We start from the raw sequence: 14,647 nt of genomic DNA on the forward strand, positions 1-14,647 counted from the left end.
TATTGTACAAGTTTTGCTTGGCGACAATAGAGCTGTGGAACCACCTGATCCCATCCCGAACTCAGTAGTGAAACGCGGTATCGCCGATGGTAGTGTGGGGTTTCCCCATGTGAGAGTAGGTCATCGCCAAGCATTTATTCAACGAAAACGCCTCGACCTTCGGTCGGGGCGTTTTTGTCTGTGCAATGGAAAAAATCGTTGCAGAAAGTGAAGGCAAAGAGCCGCCTGATCCTATCCGCGCTTTATCCGACGCGGCGGTCGTGCGCGACCGCTCCTGAGCATCCCTGCTCCTGCGGAATTAGTGCATCCTTGCAACGTCAACGCGGTATCGCCCGGGGTCGTGCATTGTGAGTGCTCGAGGGGCATACCGGGTCGATCATAGACACGCATTTAATTACGTAAACCCCGGTCTCATTGAGGCCGGGGTTTTCCGCATGGGGCCATGAAAAAGCATCGAATAAGTGCAGAGCTAAATGGTGTATTGGCGTAAGCGTCGCAAGGGGGCATTTAATCCCGCTTTGGCCCGTATCGGTTGGAGGCTCGATGTGGCTGGAAGACGCCGTCTGTAAGGCAGGTAAGAGCCCCCGCACCATCCTTGGATTTGGGGGCATCTGTGCAGGATGTTGCTGGCGCTCCTTGCCGGTACTGGCGGTCATCCATCGCCATCAGATCCCTCTGAACCCTTGCACAGGACCAAGTATGGTCGATCTTCACTCGCTCGCCATAGGAAAAACTCCTAAACGGATCCTTGTACGAAGACTTGTTTAGTTGGCTGGTACTGACTGGGAGCGAGGCATGTCTTCTCGCGGGCGCGGTCGATGGCCGACCCGCACGGGCTATTCAGCGAAGCCTGACCGGGCGAGCTTGTGTGATCAGTTCCCCTGTACGTTGCGAGTACAAGGCGACGTCGCCTTCTGGCTCTGTCAAATGTCGCTTTTAGGCCGGACAGAATGTATACAACATGATATGTTAAGCCCATCGTGCCTACTTTTTGGCCAGGCTGAAGCAGAATAAGAGTGAGTGAGGTTTTAAGTGGCGACTGACCAACTGATCGATCCCTTCGGGCGCCAGATCACCTATGTACGGATGTCGGTAACGGACCGCTGTGACTTTCGTTGCGTCTATTGCATGGGCGAAGACATGACCTTCCTGCCGCGTCAGCAGGTGCTGACGCTGGAGGAAATTCAGAGCATTGCCCAGGCCTTTACCGAGCTGGGTGTTCACAAGATTCGCCTTACGGGGGGTGAGCCGCTGGTTCGGCGTGACGTTATTCGTCTGTTTGATGGTATCGGCACGCTGCAAGGCCTGCGTGAGTTCTGCGTCACCACCAATGGCTCGCAGTTGCGCCGCTATGCCCGACAATTGGCGGATGCCGGTGTCAACCGCCTGAACATCAGCCTGGACAGTCTGCAGCCGGATCGTTTCCTGCGGCTTACCCGTACCGGACGTCTCGAGCAGGTGCTGGATGGAATAGAGGCGGCACGGGAAGCGGGCTTTGAGCGTATCAAGCTCAATGCCGTGGTACTCAAGGGGCGTAACGACGATGAAGTGCGCGACCTGGTGAGCTATGCCCGGGACCGCTCGCTGGATATCAGCTTTATCGAGGAAATGCCCCTGGGGCAGATATCCGAACATGATCGCGCCGAGACATTCTGTTCCAGTGATGATGTACGGGCGCTGATTGAGCAGGACTATCCGCTGTTGCCAACAACCGAGTCCAGCGGCGGGCCCTCAAAATACTGGCGCATGGCGGACAGCCAAAGCCGTATCGGTTTTATCTCGCCCCATAGCCATAACTTTTGCGGTGACTGTAACCGGGTACGTGTGACGGTGGAAGGTCGTTTGCTATTGTGTCTGGGCAACGAAGACTCACTCGATCTCAAGGCGCTGTTGCGCCGCTACCCCGGTGATGTCGAGCGCCTCAAGGCGGGCATCGTCGAGGCGATTCAGCACAAGCCCGAGCGTCATCATTTCAGCAATGAGGGCGAGGTACAGATAGTCCGGTTCATGAACATGACCGGCGGCTGAACAGCCTATTTATTAGTTACGCTCTGATACCTATGCGTTGCAGCGCATGGTCTGTCAGAGGACTCGACGCTGCCGTCTGTCAGCCTTGCTGTGCTTGACTCGCTTGCCAGTGCGGCGGTCGATACCGCTGCGCCTGTCCATGAAGCGAACCTTTTCATTTTTCCTGACTTCCGCCAGCCAGCGTACGCCCTCCGGGTCTATGTGGTGTACGGCAGAGAAATCCACCACCAGTTCATCCGTCTGGTTCAACGCCCTGTGAAACAAGGATTCGATCACGGGCAGCGAACCATAATAGATATTTCCCTGGATACGCAGAATATTACCCTTGAGGGATACGTTGGGATGGGCCTTTTCCCATTTTGCGTATGCAAGCGCCAGCAGCGAGCCGCAGATTACTGCGCCAAACAGCCCGAATACATGCACCGATATGAAGGACGCTGAAAACACGATAGCTTCGGGCAAGTTGTGGAAGTGTGGCTTGATGTCTGACCACTTAATCATGTTGGCGCCAACGATCATTATGGTGGCCGCCATGGCGGGGATCGGAATAATCGCGATCAGGTCGGATAAAAACAGTATCAGTAGCAGTAATATCAGGCCTGAAAACACGGCGGCCAGTCGGCTGACCGCCCCCATGGAATGCATCAGCCACATGCGATTGAACGAGGCACAGGTCGGCAGCGAAGAAATAAAGGGCAGCAGACAGTTGCTGATACTGTCGGCGAAGATGCCATGGCGCGCGCTGATGTAATGACCCTGTTTGCGATTCATGCGGCGCATGGCGGCGACCGTCTGGAACAGCCCCAGCAATGCCAGGGTGATGGCGCCGGGAATAATGCTGATCAGGTCGGGCATGGCCTCCTGGGTAAAGAGTGGGATGGATGGAAAGACGAAGCCGATGGCGGACATGTCGGCGGTCTGCTCGATCAGGGTGTTTTCCAGTCCGTAGCGGCTATTGAGATACTCTGACAACAGGGTGCCGGCGATTATCCCCAACAGAATGGCGGCATTGCGAATGGGCTTGAATTGTCGTGCCACTATGGTGACAACCAGGGTTACCAGACCGATGTGGATGGCATGCATATTGCCGATTTCGAGCACAGCGAGGAAAGTCTGCCAGGCAATCCACAGCGGCCATTCCACCTCGGTATTGATCGGCAGTCCGGCAAAGCCTGCAAACGATTTGAAGATCAGGAACAGACCGATACCGCAGATCATTCCATTGATCACGGGCTCGCTGAGAAAGTCCAGCATGCGCCCGAGGGCCGGTATCAGCAGGAAAAGCAGCTGGAACACGCCAGCCATCAGTATAAGGCTGAGGGCATAGCCAATATAGTCGTTGCCAAATTGCGGCGCCACGGGCAGGAGGGTGACGCCAATCACCGCCGACATAGCGCTGTTCGGGCCGCCATGGAACACCTTTGACGGATTAAGCAGGGCTGTGAACAGTACGCCCCAGATCGCTGCATAGATGCCGAAGTAGGGGGGGAGTCCAGCCAGGGTGGTGGAAAAGGCGATGGCCTGTGGCAGTACCACTATCGCCAGGGTAAGCCCCACCAGCAGGCTATTGCCTATTGCGTAGTCTTTTCCACGGGTCATCAGGGAGGCGTGCATGTTTGATCCTAGGATTAGGGCTTGTTGGCGTGAAAGTTTTCAACGGCGGCCACCAGGGGGGGCATGACAAACATCATCACCTGCTGCCAGGCTGCGGCGAGGGGGCCCTGCTTGTCTCCGGCAGGCCTTGGCAGGTTGCTGATATAAAAGGCGATATCACGGCACTCCTGGGGGGCGAGCGTACCCTCCTGGCCGAGGGGCATATTGCGGCAGATAAAGCCCGGCAGGATGGTGGATACGAAGGAAAAGTTGTTACGTGACTGCAGGTTAAATGCGTTGGGTCCCGCCACGGCGGGAAACAGAACCTGGTCGTTCACTACGGTACCCAGGCCCTGCTGTCCGTGACAGGTGGCGCACTTTTCCCGGAACAGTGACTGACCACGTACATAGTCGTCGCCGCGCTTGTCGGTCATGGACGCGGTGACTTCGTCGATGCCCTGTTCGGGGTAGCGGTTACCGATGCGCAGATCCAGTGCAGCCGACAGAAAACGGCTATAGGCGGTGACATCACTGATCAGGTCATCGGCGATATTGGGCTTGTAGCCATTGGAGGAATTGATAAAGCACTGCATCTGGCGCAATTCAAAGGGCAGCAGGATGCCGGTAAAACGGTCATACATATCCGCCATGACCCAGGAAGCCCCCAGGCTCAGAGAACCTGTCTGGGGTGTGCCATCGCTGCCTTGCTTGTCGCCAATGCCCTGATGACAGTGATCGCAGCTGGTCTGGTTTCCGCGCACAAAACGGGTCGAGTTCCAGCGCTCCAGCCGGTTATCCTCTGCATGCTGGCCTTGCAGGTCGTCAATGATATTGCAGCCCCGCTCGATTGCACGTACGTCCTCGGGGCTGTAACCCTGCTTCACCACCGACTGGCCGGTTTTTTGCTGAATGTAGGGCGAGATGTAGTAATCGCCGGCACGGAGCCCGTAGCCTTTCAGCTTGGCCTGACACCCCGGCGTCAGTGCTACTGTGCTTCGGCGTATTTCAGCCCGTTCGTTGTGATACCCCTGGGCGATACCGTACAGGCCGGCCAGCAGAGCGAGCAGCAGCGTTATCTTGAGTCCGTTTATTGCTCCGGCAGACAGGTGCATCAGGGCGCGTCTCGCAAAGTGCCTTCGCCAAGCTGGAGGTGATGAGCCACCATGCGGGCAAAGATCCGCACGTCTCGTACCGCCGGATCGTAAATCGTCGGAATAAAACCATCCAGGTGTTTCACATAACAGCGCATCACGCTTTCCTCGAATGAGATACGTCGGTTTAGCTCCGGTACGAAACGGTCGCCGTTGACCAGGGCGTAGGCCAGATCTTCATTGCTGTGGCAGCTGCTGCAGCTGTTGTTGCTATCGGTGGCTGATTTTCGAGTAAATCGCCAAGCATATTCAGGCGTATGCTGAGTCAGGTTGTAGCCATTTTGCACTGCTCGAACAAAATAACCATCCTCGCCAAAGCGGTCGACCTGGTAGGTCTGGCGAAAGGATTCCCAGCCGGCTTCCGTGTGTGTCTGGTGGACAAAGGTCGTCAACCCCGAGCCCAGGTGTGCCCAGAGCACAAACAGTAACAGAATTGCGGTACATAACAGCGGTCGAACCGCAGCACTCAGCGTCTCTTTGCGAGCCGCTCTGGCGCGCAATACTGCAGGCGAAAGGGCGGATTGTTGCATGCTGACTTATATCTCCTGGTCATTGCTTAATCGCCTGGTGACACTGTGGGGCAGTGTTGCCTGATAGGCACTGGCCGTCATGGGGCGGGCAAGCAGATAGCCCTGCAGGAAATCACAACCCTGCTGGTGAAGGAAGTTACGCTGCTCGATGGTTTCCACGCCTTCAGCGACCACGCGCAGCCCCAGTCGGTGGGCCATCACCACGATGGCGCCGATAAGAGCACAACCGTCCTCATCCTGCGGCAAACCCTGAATAAAGCTTCGGTCTATCTTGAGAGCATCAAACGAAAAGCGTCGCAGGTAGCTCAGGGATGAGTAGCCGGTGCCAAAGTCGTCCAGACTGAGCTTGAGCCCCATGGTCTGTAGCTGATTCAGCGTTTCGCTGACCTGGACGTGATCATCGAGCAGAATGTTTTCCGTCATTTCCAGTTCGAGCATGTGCGCCGGAATGCGGTGTTGAGTTATCAGGTCGCGAATGACCGAAATCAGCCGCTCCTGCAGTTGCAGGCGGGATATGTTGATCGCCAGAGTGCCGGGGGATAGGTCCAGATCCAGCCAGTGCCTTAGCAGGGACGTGGCTTGCGCCAGTACCCAGTCGCCAATGGGAACGATGAGCCCCGTGGACTCGGCCAGGGGGATAAAGGTTGCCGGGCTGATAATGCCGTTTTGCGGATGCCGCCAGCGCAGCAGGACTTCAGCCCCAATGGGCCGACACTGGTCGGCCCGAAAAATCGGTTGAAAATAGACCTCCAGTTCACCCCGTTCAAGCGCCAGGTGCAGGTCCTGCTCGAGCTGCAGACGTTCGCGCACGCGCAGGTTCATTTCCTGGGTGAAAAAGCAGATCGGCAGTTGGCCGGGCGCCTTGGCCTGATACATGGCATTGTCGGCGTTGGCCATGAGTTCTTCGGCGCAGGAGCCATCATCCGGATAGAGCGCGATACCGATACTGCAGTGCACGATGACTTCGCGGCTTTGCAGCAGCAGGCGTTCGGAGGTGACTTCCAGCAGTCGGGTCGCGATCAGCTTGACCTCATCAAGATTCTTTACGCGCGGTAGCAGCACCAGAAATTCGTCGCCGCCCAGGCGGGCCAGGGTATCAACATCCCGAAGTTGCGACGAGAGCCGGGAGCCGATAGTCATCAGTAACTGATCGCCCGCAGCATGGCCCATGGTGTCGTTGACCATCTTGAAGTTGTCGAGGTCGATGAAGATAACCGCGATCAGCTCGTTATGGCGTCTGGCTGTGCGTAATTCGTGGTCGAGCCGTTCGATGGCCATCATGCGGTTGGGCAGTGACGTCAGCGCATCATAGTTGGCCTGGTAATGCAGCTTCTCCTGCTCCTCACGGATGGCATGAATCATGGTGTTGAACGTCTCTGCCAGACTGCCAAGTTCGTCCCGCGATGTTACGACCACCTCCTCCAGCTCGCCGAGGCTTACATTGCGGGAGGCTGCCATCAGGCTATTGACCGGGCCCATGACCTTGTAGCGGAAAACCCAGAAGATGGCACTGCACAGGAACAGGATGATCAGGCTGTATATCGAACCCTGAATAAACAGCTGGCTTTGGATCCGGGAATGCAGTTGTTCACGACTGATACCCACCTTGAGCTGCCCCAGCGGGCGGTCTCCGTGGCTGATCGGGAATTCCATGGGCAGCAGGTCGTACACGCTGGAAGACAGACGTGTGACCAGCCGCGCGGTTTTCGGCGGTGTCAGCGGAGCCGTGTCTTGATCCAGTTCGAGAGACTGCAGTGCATCCAGTACGTGGGGGTCCTGGCGATTGAAATAGGATGTCAGCGGGATGCCCTTGTCATTAACGATGACGCCGTAGACGACATCACGCTGGCGAGAGACTTCACGGGCATATTCGTTAAGGGTCAGGAAATCGAAGCTCAGCATGGCTTCTGGGCTGATCAGGGCGATGAGATGCCCAAGTACCCGTCCGCGCTCATTAAGTTGTTGCTCCAGCAGCTGATTCTGACTGTGGATAAAATAGTAGGTATTGAGTGCGAGTGTCACCGATAGGATGCCGCTGACAATGAGAATAAACTTGGAGGTTAAACGCACGTGGTGGCTCCGTCGTCAGTGACGAACCTGTCTGGGCGGCATGACCTGTTCGATGATACGCCTGTGGGGGGCATAACTCTCGTCATTGGCAATTCCGATGCCGGTCATTTGGGCCTGCTTGAGAATGGCCTGGCCTTCCGGGCTGGCCCCAAGATCGGTGAGCAAGGTCTGAATCCGTGTCGCCTCGTCTTCGGGCATGGTGCGCAGAACGGCCCATGGCAGATGCAGCAACTGCTCGGTGATGGCGAGGTGCGTCAGCTGGCTGGTGTCCACGCTGTCTTTGACGATCTTCAGGTCGATCAGGATATCGCCGGCGCCACTGGCCTGGGCCTGGTCATAGTACAGTGCGATCAGTGAGTTGGGTGGGCTTTTGGCAAAAACGGCCTGATAGTCGCCGGGCTGCAGCCCGGCTTGCAGCAACAGGTACTGCGGCAGGATATAACTCATCATGGCATCTTTACCACCGCCAAAAATAATCATCTTGCCGCGTAACTGTTCGACCCGCGTGATACCGCTGTCCTTCTTCACGTAGAGCGCGCCGGCCACGGTGCTGCGGCCGAACTCCTCGTTATGTGCAATGACGCGGTACTGAGCGGATGAGTGCACATAGTGATACTGGTTGTAGTGCACTATATCGAAACGGCCATCCTCGACATCCTGATGAAAGGATTCAAAATCTTTCGATGCTACCAGCTGTACGTCGCGTCCAAGTGATGTGCTCAGGTAATTCACCAGAGGGGCAAACAGTTCCGTCGTAAGAGTGGCGTTGCGCCTTGGCAGTACGCCCAGTGTCAGCGGCTCAAGGGTTGCGGCTCTGGGGGCCAGTGTCAGGGCGTCGGCGAGCACGCTTGCGAGCAACAGCATAAAGATGCCAGCCCATCGAATAATAATGGCTGAGCTGTGCTTTGGATGGCGCTTGAAGGGCAGTGGCGACGGGCTGGATGCGCAGGTATAAGCGTACCGATCTGACATCCTGTTGCCTCCTGCGTGATTCATACGTTTGTTTGGATCGCATCGATACTAGAGTAGGTGCTGGAATCCTGTCAAACATCAATATATAACATATTGAATTTATTGTGTTCTTTGTAACATGTGGCGATGCATGGCAGCCTCGCTTGTCGGTAGTTGGCGACGGTCGCTTTTGGCCTTAAACGGAAGAGACTGAAGTCCTCAGGTGACTGATGTTGACCCCTTCGTAAAGATGGGGGTAGGGTGGGATTATGACAAATATTGGATCTTTTACCTTTCAGTACGATCAGAGCGAGGATCGCATTCGGCTGATCGGCAATATGAGCAATGGTCAGCAGAGGATAGATTTCTGGCTGACACGACGCCTGTGCCTGCGCATTCTGGGAGCGGCGGAGCAGCTGATTAGCCAGACCTCTAAACAGGTCAGTCGAAGTCCGCTGGAACATCGCGAAGCCATCGCCCAGTTTGAGCATGAACAGGCCCGTGAGGCATTGCAGGTGCATGAGGCGCCCCTGCAGACGAAGGCACAGGCGGTAGTGCTGCACAGGCTTGACGCCAGCTTTCGCGACGGGCGTTACAAGTTGAACTTTTTTGCCGGGGATAACGAGCATGCCATTGCCTCGAGTGTGCTCACTTACGCCGAGCTGCATCAGGTTCTGCATCTGATTCATCGTGGTTGCCAGTCTTTGGACTGGGGCGCGCCCGCGCAGCTGTTTGATACCCGGGCTCAAACCAGCCAGACTCTGCAGTAGTCTTCCTCCATACAAACTTATCACTGCCTGCTATTCCCGTCGATACAGAGATGTCTGTCACCGGACATGGCGGGGGTGACCGTGCCGGCTGTGCATGTCTTCCCTGCTCGCGGTATGATTCGCACCCTGATCCCTGCCAGTACACGAGTCGGTTGCTTTTATGTCCTTTCTGTCTGCGCCGCTGCGTAAGCCCTTTGTTGCCCGCGGTTCGAGAGTCACCCGCTGCGAACACTGCCTGATGCCACAGGTGCGCTGCATCTGTGAATACCGCGTTAAACTTCAGGCACAGGCACGCTTCTGGTTGCTGACACACCGCAATGAAGTTTACAAACCAACCAATACTGGCCGGCTGATTCTGGATACCATTGCCCATTCCCGTACCTTTCAGTGGAGCCGGACCGAGCCTGAGCCCGACTTGCTGGAACAGCTTGCCAGCCCGGAACTTGATCCCTATCTGGTCTTCCCGGCGGCACCGGATTATGACCAGCGCATGGTTGAGTTTGAGCCCAAAGAGGGCCGTGAGCCGGTGTTTATCATCCTCGATGGTACCTGGCGCCAGGCACGGCGAATGTTCCGTCACAGTCGTTATCTGGATCAGGTACCTGTGATTGAACCCAGGACGCTACGGCAAACGCGCTACGATCTGCGAACTCAGGCTGAGGACCATCATCTGTGTACCTGCGAAGTGGCGGCGGCATTGCTGGAGCAGATAGGCGACACACAAAGCGCTGAGGTGCTGGATGCCTATTTCGAGGTATTCAATGAGTACTATCATGCTTCGCGCCGCAAGCGTCCCATGACTGATCTCTCGGCGCCCAAGGCGCGTCTGGCTCAAGCGCGGGCGCAAGTTTCCATTCCTTGACGGATCGGTCGCTCGCGCGTCTTGGGCAACGCCAGTGCGCCGGTGAGTTCTACCTGTGAGCGCAATTTCCTCCTAATCTACAAGCAGGCTGAGTTGAGATACTCAGCCTTTGATGACAGGTGCCACATAGCAGAGAGCCCACCGGGTTTGATCTCGCAGCCGAACCAAAAAAGAACCACGGGAGTGCTGACAATGCTAATCGGAGTCCCAAAAGAGATTAAGAACAACGAGTACCGCGTGGGCATGGTTCCGGCAAGCGTGCACGAACTGACCTCACATGGTCATCAGGTACTGGTTGAAACCCAGGCGGGTGCCGGCATTGGCTTTGCCGATGATGATTATGTCGCCGCCGGCGCCACGATTGCGGCGACTGCGGCGGATGTCTTTGCCAAGGCCGAGATGGTGGTCAAGGTCAAGGAACCGCAGGCAGTGGAGCGCAAGCAACTGCGGGCGGGACAGGTGCTGTTTACGTATCTTCATCTGGCGCCGGACCTGGCGCAGACCGATGATTTGCTGGCCAGCGGTGCCACCTGCATCGCCTACGAGACGGTGACCTCCGAGCGCGGCGGCCTGCCATTGTTGGCGCCGATGTCGGAAGTGGCAGGTCGCATGTCGATTCAGGCAGGTGCGGCCTGTCTTGAAAAGTCCCACGGTGGATGTGGCATGTTGCTTGGGGGGGTACCGGGGGTCGAGTCGGCCAAGGTGGTCATTATCGGGGGGGGCGTGGTGGGCACGAATGCGGCGCGCATGGCCATTGGCCTGGGGGCCCAGGTTGTTGTACTGGATCGATCCGTCGATGTACTGCGCCGACTGATATCCGAATTTGGCACCCAGGTACGTACTGTCCACTCGAGCAAGGCGGCAGTGGAGGAGCATGTGCTCTCGGCGGACCTGGTGATTGGGGGGGTGCTGATTCCGGGCGCAGCGGCCCCAAAACTTGTCACCGCTGCAATGGTTAGGCGCATGAAGCCGGGCTCCGCGATTGTGGATGTGGCGATTGATCAGGGTGGCTGCTTCGAAACCTCCCATGCCACAACGCATCAGAACCCTACCTATATCGTTGATGACGTTGTGCATTACTGCGTTGCCAACATGCCGGGAGCCGTGGCGCGAACCTCCACCCTGGCACTGAATAACGCCACCTTGCCGCATATTCTGGAGTTGGCAGAACTGGGATGGGAGGAAGCGATGCGGCGGGATGTGCATCTGGCCCATGGCCTCAATATTCATGCAGGACAGGTGACCTGCAAGGAAGTTGCCGAGGCCCTAGGAAAGGATTTTGTTCCTTATGTGGCAACGTAAACAATACCGCTGGTCCGAAACCGCCTGAACACTCGTTCGGGCGCTTGCCTGCCGCTGGTCAGTGAGGGTTGCCGGCGGGGCTTGGCATCCGTTCGCGGTGCGCTTAAGATAGCGGGCTTGTTGCGAACGGTTCGCAGCAATTATGTGTTCTCAGGGCGGGGTGCAAGTCCCCACCGGCGGTAAAGGCGATGCGTTGCCAAGCCCGCGAGCGCCCGGCAATGTCGGCATCCGATGGGATGATTGGCAGGCCGGGGTCAGCAGATTCGGTGCAACTCCGAAGCCGACGGTAATAGTCCGGATGAAAGAGAACGGTTCCAGCGACTGACGATGATCGTCAGTGGCACGGATGTGTTCGAAAAGTACTGTGGCACGCTGCAAAGTGATGTCGAGGGTACGTTTTTGGATACACCCAGGTTCCGCATGCCCTGATTCTGGTGACTATCAACGAGGACAACCATGAATCAGACGTACCCCCCAAAACTCAGCAATGAGACCCGCGCCCAGCGCGTTGCCTTTATTCAGGCCCAGTGGCACAGCGACATCGTCGGTCAGGCCCGAGAGGCCTTTATCGCAGAATGTGAAACCCAGGGCCTTGCCGCTTCGCAAGTGGATACCTTCACCGTGGCCGGAGCCTATGAGATTCCACTGCAGGCCAAGCTGCTTGCCAGAAGTGGCCGCTACGGTGCCATTGTTGCCGCAGGCTTCGTTGTCGATGGCGGTATTTATCGGCATGAATTTGTTGCCCAGGCCGTTATCGAAGGTCTTATGCAAGTACAGCTGGATACCGAAGTTCCGGTGCTCTCTGCCGTACTGACACCGCACCACTTCCATGAGCACGGCACGCATCAGGATTTTTTCTATCGTCATTTCAGCAGCAAGGGTACCGAAGTTGCCCAGGCCTGCCTGAGCACAATGGAAAACCTGCAGAACATCCGTTGCCTCACTGAGCGTTAATTCCACTCACTTCCGCTGCTCGAACAGAGCCCGGGTTCTGATGCAGACCCCGGGCTTTTATTAAGGCGCGCCAGACATGGCGCGTAGTGCCTTGGCTTGGGCCGTTCCGGTCTGGCGTGGTGGTGGCCGAATGACTTTAATGCAAAAAAACAGCACCCGCAGGTGCTGAAAAAGGGCTAGCTTTCGCCGGAGATGATCGGAGCGCTTGCTTTACACGTGCATGGCCTAAGCTACAGCGTTTCTCATCTGTTGTGCCAGCATGCGCCTTGGCCACCAGTCGCCCTGTGCCAGCAGGCGGGTGACAGCCTGCTGTTCCTGCGCGCTGCCGTGGCATGATGCGGGCGTTTTGTTACAGAACCGGGGTATCAGGTTTATCAGACGTTGGCGGCACTCAGGGTGCCAGGCCCTGTAGTCGGAGCTGGCCCTACGGGTAATAGCATATGGAAAAACAGGTAGCTGTGGGCACAGGAAGAACAGGAGCCAAGTGGTGCAATGCAGGCGCTCCGAACTCTGGAACACCTGTGTTTGCATTTGTTCCACCAGGTGCAGGGTGAGTTGATGGCGTTCTTCATGTTCCAGCTTGTCCAGGTCGTCCCAGCGGGGTTTCAATTCTGTGCGTATAAAGCTGTCCAGCCGTGCGGCCAGTTCATCGAAGCTGGTGCCGGCGGATTCCAGCCCCTGTGTTGCCCAGAGAATGCGCAGGTAAGTCTTGTCAATCAGGGTACGGCCAGCATTGAGCCAGCCAAAACGTGCAGCCTTTTCGAGACTGCCATACATCAGTACCAACAACGCGTTTTCGCTGCTGCGGGCATCCTGACCCGAGGTGAACGCAGGGTGAGGTTGGCGCCAGTACTGCAGTATGGTGGCGTAGGGCGCCTGAGGCGCGGGATTCATGGCATTCATGGCGAAGCTCTTTATGGATCACAATAATTAAGCTGTCGGCGGGACAGGAAACGGCCAAGTGTCGCAGACCGGTTAACTATAGGGGGCGGAGTCTGCGGGGCGTAGCGCCAGCATTCCTGAATAGTTGGAGCCAGCCGGTCTTGCGCGCACCCGGGCGTGGCGTTGAGGCTGTATTTATATTCTTTTAAGGGCTAAACAAGGAATATTCTATTCCATTACATGCTATAGGGTATTGCCTATACTGGCTCCACTGCCTTCGTTAGGGGGTCTGCCAGTTAGAATAGCCAAAACCGCAGGAGGCCTGAACATGAGTGCAAATCTGAGCGTACGGTTGGAATTATCCCAGCAGACTCCGAGTCAACTTGGCGTACAGCTTTTGGCTCAGGTTCGCGAGCAGCGTAATGCCCGTATGCAGTCAATGTACAAGAAGCCGTCTGAAGCTACGGTGCCCCATTGCGACTTTGTCGGCATCGCTGGATAAAGATGGCAAGCCATACTGCTACCTCTCATGTTAAAGCCTGTTATCTCTCAGTAACGGGCTTTTTTGCGGGCGCTTTTTAACACAGAGCCGCATGGGTGCTATTGCTGCGGGCTGGGTTTCGAATGCCGAATATGGATAATGGGCTGCGTGGATTAATAGCGTCAATGGCAAGGTGGTAGTGGCTGATGAGTGACAGTTTGATGTTTTGGGCGACGGTGCTGGGCCTGGTAATCATAGTGGCATTGTCCTGGTATATCGTCGTTCATGTGCGCGCACTCCGCCAGCAAAAGCGCAAGCGAGCAGAACTGCAGCGTCAGGCGGAAAAAAAGGCGCGGGAGCAGCGCCAGTATCTGATCGACAGTATTCGGGTGATCTCCCGAGCCATGTCTGAAGATGAAAAAATGACCCTGACCGAAGGCTGCATCCGTTTGAAGGTACTGCTGGATAACCTGATGCCGGAGCTGCATCATAATCCCGACTTCACAATCATATCGGTGCACTACGAGGCTACGCGGCACATTCCCTATCTGAAAGAGTGGAAGTCGCTGGAGCGCTCGCAGCAGCGGCGTTACAGGCACGAAATGGACCGGCTGGAGCAGGAGAATCGGGCTGCGCTGTTGCTGGCGGCCGCCAAGCTACACGAATATCCACTCGACCGGATGCACTGACAGGTGGTTTTCCTGGCGGCATTTGGCGTGACGCTGGTGCTTCTTTGTCTGATGGCCGCGGCGCTGTATTTTGGACGTGCGCCGACCTATCGCCCGTCCAGGGCCGAGGTGCTGGCCCTGCTGCAGGGTGTGCTTGATGGCACTACAACGCGCCAGCGCTGGGATCTGTTCGTTGGCATGCCCTTGCGGCATGATCCGGAGCTCGAAGAAGTACGGTTGCGTTGCCTTGTGCTGCACGAGGGCGACGAAAACACGCCCGCGGCCGGAGAGGGCGTCGATGGGCACCTGTTCGACCGCGCCGGCCGAAGCCGGTTGCGTGTTATTGTTGCAGACCTGCAGCAGCTGATTGCCAAGGATCCGGTGTACCGCGAATTCTGATGCCGG

Annotated in this window: 14 protein-coding genes, 1 rRNA gene and 1 riboswitch; of the genes, 9 read left to right on the forward strand and 6 right to left on the reverse strand. The window is 56.7% G+C overall.

Going from position 1 to position 14,647, the window contains the following annotated elements:
* The first annotated feature begins 16 nt into the window (after nucleotides 1-16).
* Nucleotides 17-132 (forward strand): 5S ribosomal RNA (gene rrf / locus F451_RS0106240).
* A gap of 900 nt (nucleotides 133-1,032) precedes the next feature.
* A complete protein-coding gene (gene moaA / locus F451_RS0106250; protein ID WP_020680499.1) occupies nucleotides 1,033-2,028 on the forward strand; it encodes a GTP 3',8-cyclase MoaA in 996 nt (331 codons plus the stop codon).
* A 54-nt stretch (nucleotides 2,029-2,082) separates the two neighbouring features.
* On the opposite strand, the gene F451_RS0106255 is transcribed toward moaA, so the two are convergent.
* Genes F451_RS0106255 through F451_RS0106275 form a run of 5 tightly spaced genes read right to left on the reverse strand, consistent with a single transcriptional unit; the run spans nucleotide 2,083 to nucleotide 8,344 of the window.
* Nucleotides 2,083-3,642 (reverse strand): SulP family inorganic anion transporter, encoded by a 1,560-nt coding sequence (locus F451_RS0106255; RefSeq protein ID WP_020680500.1) that lies wholly within the window; start codon nucleotides 3,640-3,642, stop codon nucleotides 2,083-2,085.
* Nucleotides 3,643-3,656: 14 nt separating this feature from the next.
* Complete coding sequence (locus F451_RS0106260) at nucleotides 3,657-4,733, reverse strand: c-type cytochrome (RefSeq protein ID WP_020680501.1); 1,077 nt, start codon at nucleotides 4,731-4,733, stop codon at nucleotides 3,657-3,659.
* Nucleotides 4,733-5,302: a hypothetical protein gene (locus F451_RS0106265; protein ID WP_020680502.1), complete on the reverse strand. Its 570-nt coding sequence runs from the start codon at nucleotides 5,300-5,302 to the stop codon at nucleotides 4,733-4,735. The genes F451_RS0106260 and F451_RS0106265 overlap by 1 nt, the downstream gene beginning before the upstream one ends.
* 6 nt (nucleotides 5,303-5,308) lie before the next feature.
* Complete coding sequence (locus tag F451_RS0106270; RefSeq protein ID WP_020680503.1) at nucleotides 5,309-7,372, reverse strand: putative bifunctional diguanylate cyclase/phosphodiesterase; 2,064 nt, start codon at nucleotides 7,370-7,372, stop codon at nucleotides 5,309-5,311.
* 15 nt (nucleotides 7,373-7,387) lie between these two features.
* Nucleotides 7,388-8,344 (reverse strand): phosphate/phosphite/phosphonate ABC transporter substrate-binding protein, encoded by a 957-nt coding sequence (locus tag F451_RS0106275; RefSeq protein WP_020680504.1) that lies wholly within the window; start codon nucleotides 8,342-8,344, stop codon nucleotides 7,388-7,390.
* 248 nt (nucleotides 8,345-8,592) lie between these two features.
* Here F451_RS0106275 and F451_RS0106280 point away from each other — a divergent pair, with 248 nt between their 5' ends.
* The 4 genes from F451_RS0106280 to F451_RS0106300 all read left to right on the forward strand — a co-directional run bounded on the left by F451_RS0106280 (nucleotide 8,593) and on the right by F451_RS0106300 (nucleotide 12,211).
* Nucleotides 8,593-9,093, forward strand: coding sequence for a hypothetical protein (locus F451_RS0106280; RefSeq protein ID WP_020680505.1), 501 nt, complete (start codon nucleotides 8,593-8,595; stop codon nucleotides 9,091-9,093).
* A 160-nt stretch (nucleotides 9,094-9,253) separates the two neighbouring features.
* Complete coding sequence (locus F451_RS0106285; protein ID WP_020680506.1) at nucleotides 9,254-9,955, forward strand: tRNA-uridine aminocarboxypropyltransferase; 702 nt, start codon at nucleotides 9,254-9,256, stop codon at nucleotides 9,953-9,955.
* A gap of 192 nt (nucleotides 9,956-10,147) precedes the next feature.
* Nucleotides 10,148-11,257, forward strand: a complete 1,110-nt coding sequence (gene ald, locus F451_RS0106290; protein WP_026291550.1) for an alanine dehydrogenase — start codon at nucleotides 10,148-10,150, stop codon at nucleotides 11,255-11,257.
* A gap of 142 nt (nucleotides 11,258-11,399) precedes the next feature.
* Nucleotides 11,400-11,571: riboswitch (FMN riboswitch) on the forward strand.
* A 142-nt stretch (nucleotides 11,572-11,713) separates the two neighbouring features.
* The gene (locus tag F451_RS0106300) at nucleotides 11,714-12,211 is read left to right on the forward strand and encodes a 6,7-dimethyl-8-ribityllumazine synthase (RefSeq protein WP_020680509.1); all 498 of its coding nucleotides are present in this window, start codon (nucleotides 11,714-11,716) and stop codon (nucleotides 12,209-12,211) included.
* Between the two features lie 225 nt (nucleotides 12,212-12,436).
* Here F451_RS0106300 and F451_RS0106305 read toward each other — a convergent pair whose 3' ends face one another.
* Entirely contained in the window at nucleotides 12,437-13,114 is a 678-nt protein-coding gene (locus tag F451_RS0106305) for a hypothetical protein (RefSeq protein WP_020680510.1), read from the reverse strand.
* A 307-nt stretch (nucleotides 13,115-13,421) separates the two neighbouring features.
* On the opposite strand from F451_RS0106305, the gene F451_RS27600 reads away from it, so the two are divergent.
* The 3 genes from F451_RS27600 to F451_RS26605 all read left to right on the forward strand — a co-directional run bounded on the left by F451_RS27600 (nucleotide 13,422) and on the right by F451_RS26605 (nucleotide 14,641).
* Nucleotides 13,422-13,595: a hypothetical protein gene (locus tag F451_RS27600; protein ID WP_020680511.1), complete on the forward strand. Its 174-nt coding sequence runs from the start codon at nucleotides 13,422-13,424 to the stop codon at nucleotides 13,593-13,595.
* 185 nt (nucleotides 13,596-13,780) lie between these two features.
* Complete coding sequence (locus F451_RS0106315; protein ID WP_020680512.1) at nucleotides 13,781-14,263, forward strand: DUF2489 domain-containing protein; 483 nt, start codon at nucleotides 13,781-13,783, stop codon at nucleotides 14,261-14,263.
* 3 nt (nucleotides 14,264-14,266) lie between these two features.
* A complete protein-coding gene (locus tag F451_RS26605; RefSeq protein WP_020680513.1) occupies nucleotides 14,267-14,641 on the forward strand; it encodes a hypothetical protein in 375 nt (124 codons plus the stop codon).
* Nucleotides 14,642-14,647: the final 6 nt, after the last annotated feature.

The sequence above is a fragment of the Marinobacterium rhizophilum DSM 18822 genome (assembly GCF_000378045.1).
GTDB lineage: Bacteria > Pseudomonadota > Gammaproteobacteria > Pseudomonadales > Balneatricaceae > Marinobacterium_A > Marinobacterium_A rhizophilum.

Coding starts and splice junctions, on each gene's coding strand:
- F451_RS0106260 (WP_020680501.1), bottom strand. CDS start 4,733: ATGCACCTGTCTGCCGGAGCAATAAACGGACTCAAGATAACGCTGCTG.
- F451_RS27600 (WP_020680511.1), top strand. CDS start 13,422: ATGAGTGCAAATCTGAGCGTACGGTTGGAATTATCCCAGCAGACTCCG.
- F451_RS0106305 (WP_020680510.1), bottom strand. CDS start 13,114: ATGAATGCCATGAATCCCGCGCCTCAGGCGCCCTACGCCACCATACTG.
- F451_RS0106300 (WP_020680509.1), top strand. CDS start 11,714: ATGAATCAGACGTACCCCCCAAAACTCAGCAATGAGACCCGCGCCCAG.
- F451_RS0106285 (WP_020680506.1), top strand. CDS start 9,254: ATGTCCTTTCTGTCTGCGCCGCTGCGTAAGCCCTTTGTTGCCCGCGGT.
- F451_RS0106255 (WP_020680500.1), bottom strand. CDS start 3,642: ATGCACGCCTCCCTGATGACCCGTGGAAAAGACTACGCAATAGGCAAT.
- F451_RS0106280 (WP_020680505.1), top strand. CDS start 8,593: ATGACAAATATTGGATCTTTTACCTTTCAGTACGATCAGAGCGAGGAT.
- F451_RS0106275 (WP_020680504.1), bottom strand. CDS start 8,344: ATGTCAGATCGGTACGCTTATACCTGCGCATCCAGCCCGTCGCCACTG.
- F451_RS0106265 (WP_020680502.1), bottom strand. CDS start 5,302: ATGCAACAATCCGCCCTTTCGCCTGCAGTATTGCGCGCCAGAGCGGCT.
- F451_RS0106315 (WP_020680512.1), top strand. CDS start 13,781: ATGAGTGACAGTTTGATGTTTTGGGCGACGGTGCTGGGCCTGGTAATC.
- ald (WP_026291550.1), top strand. CDS start 10,148: ATGCTAATCGGAGTCCCAAAAGAGATTAAGAACAACGAGTACCGCGTG.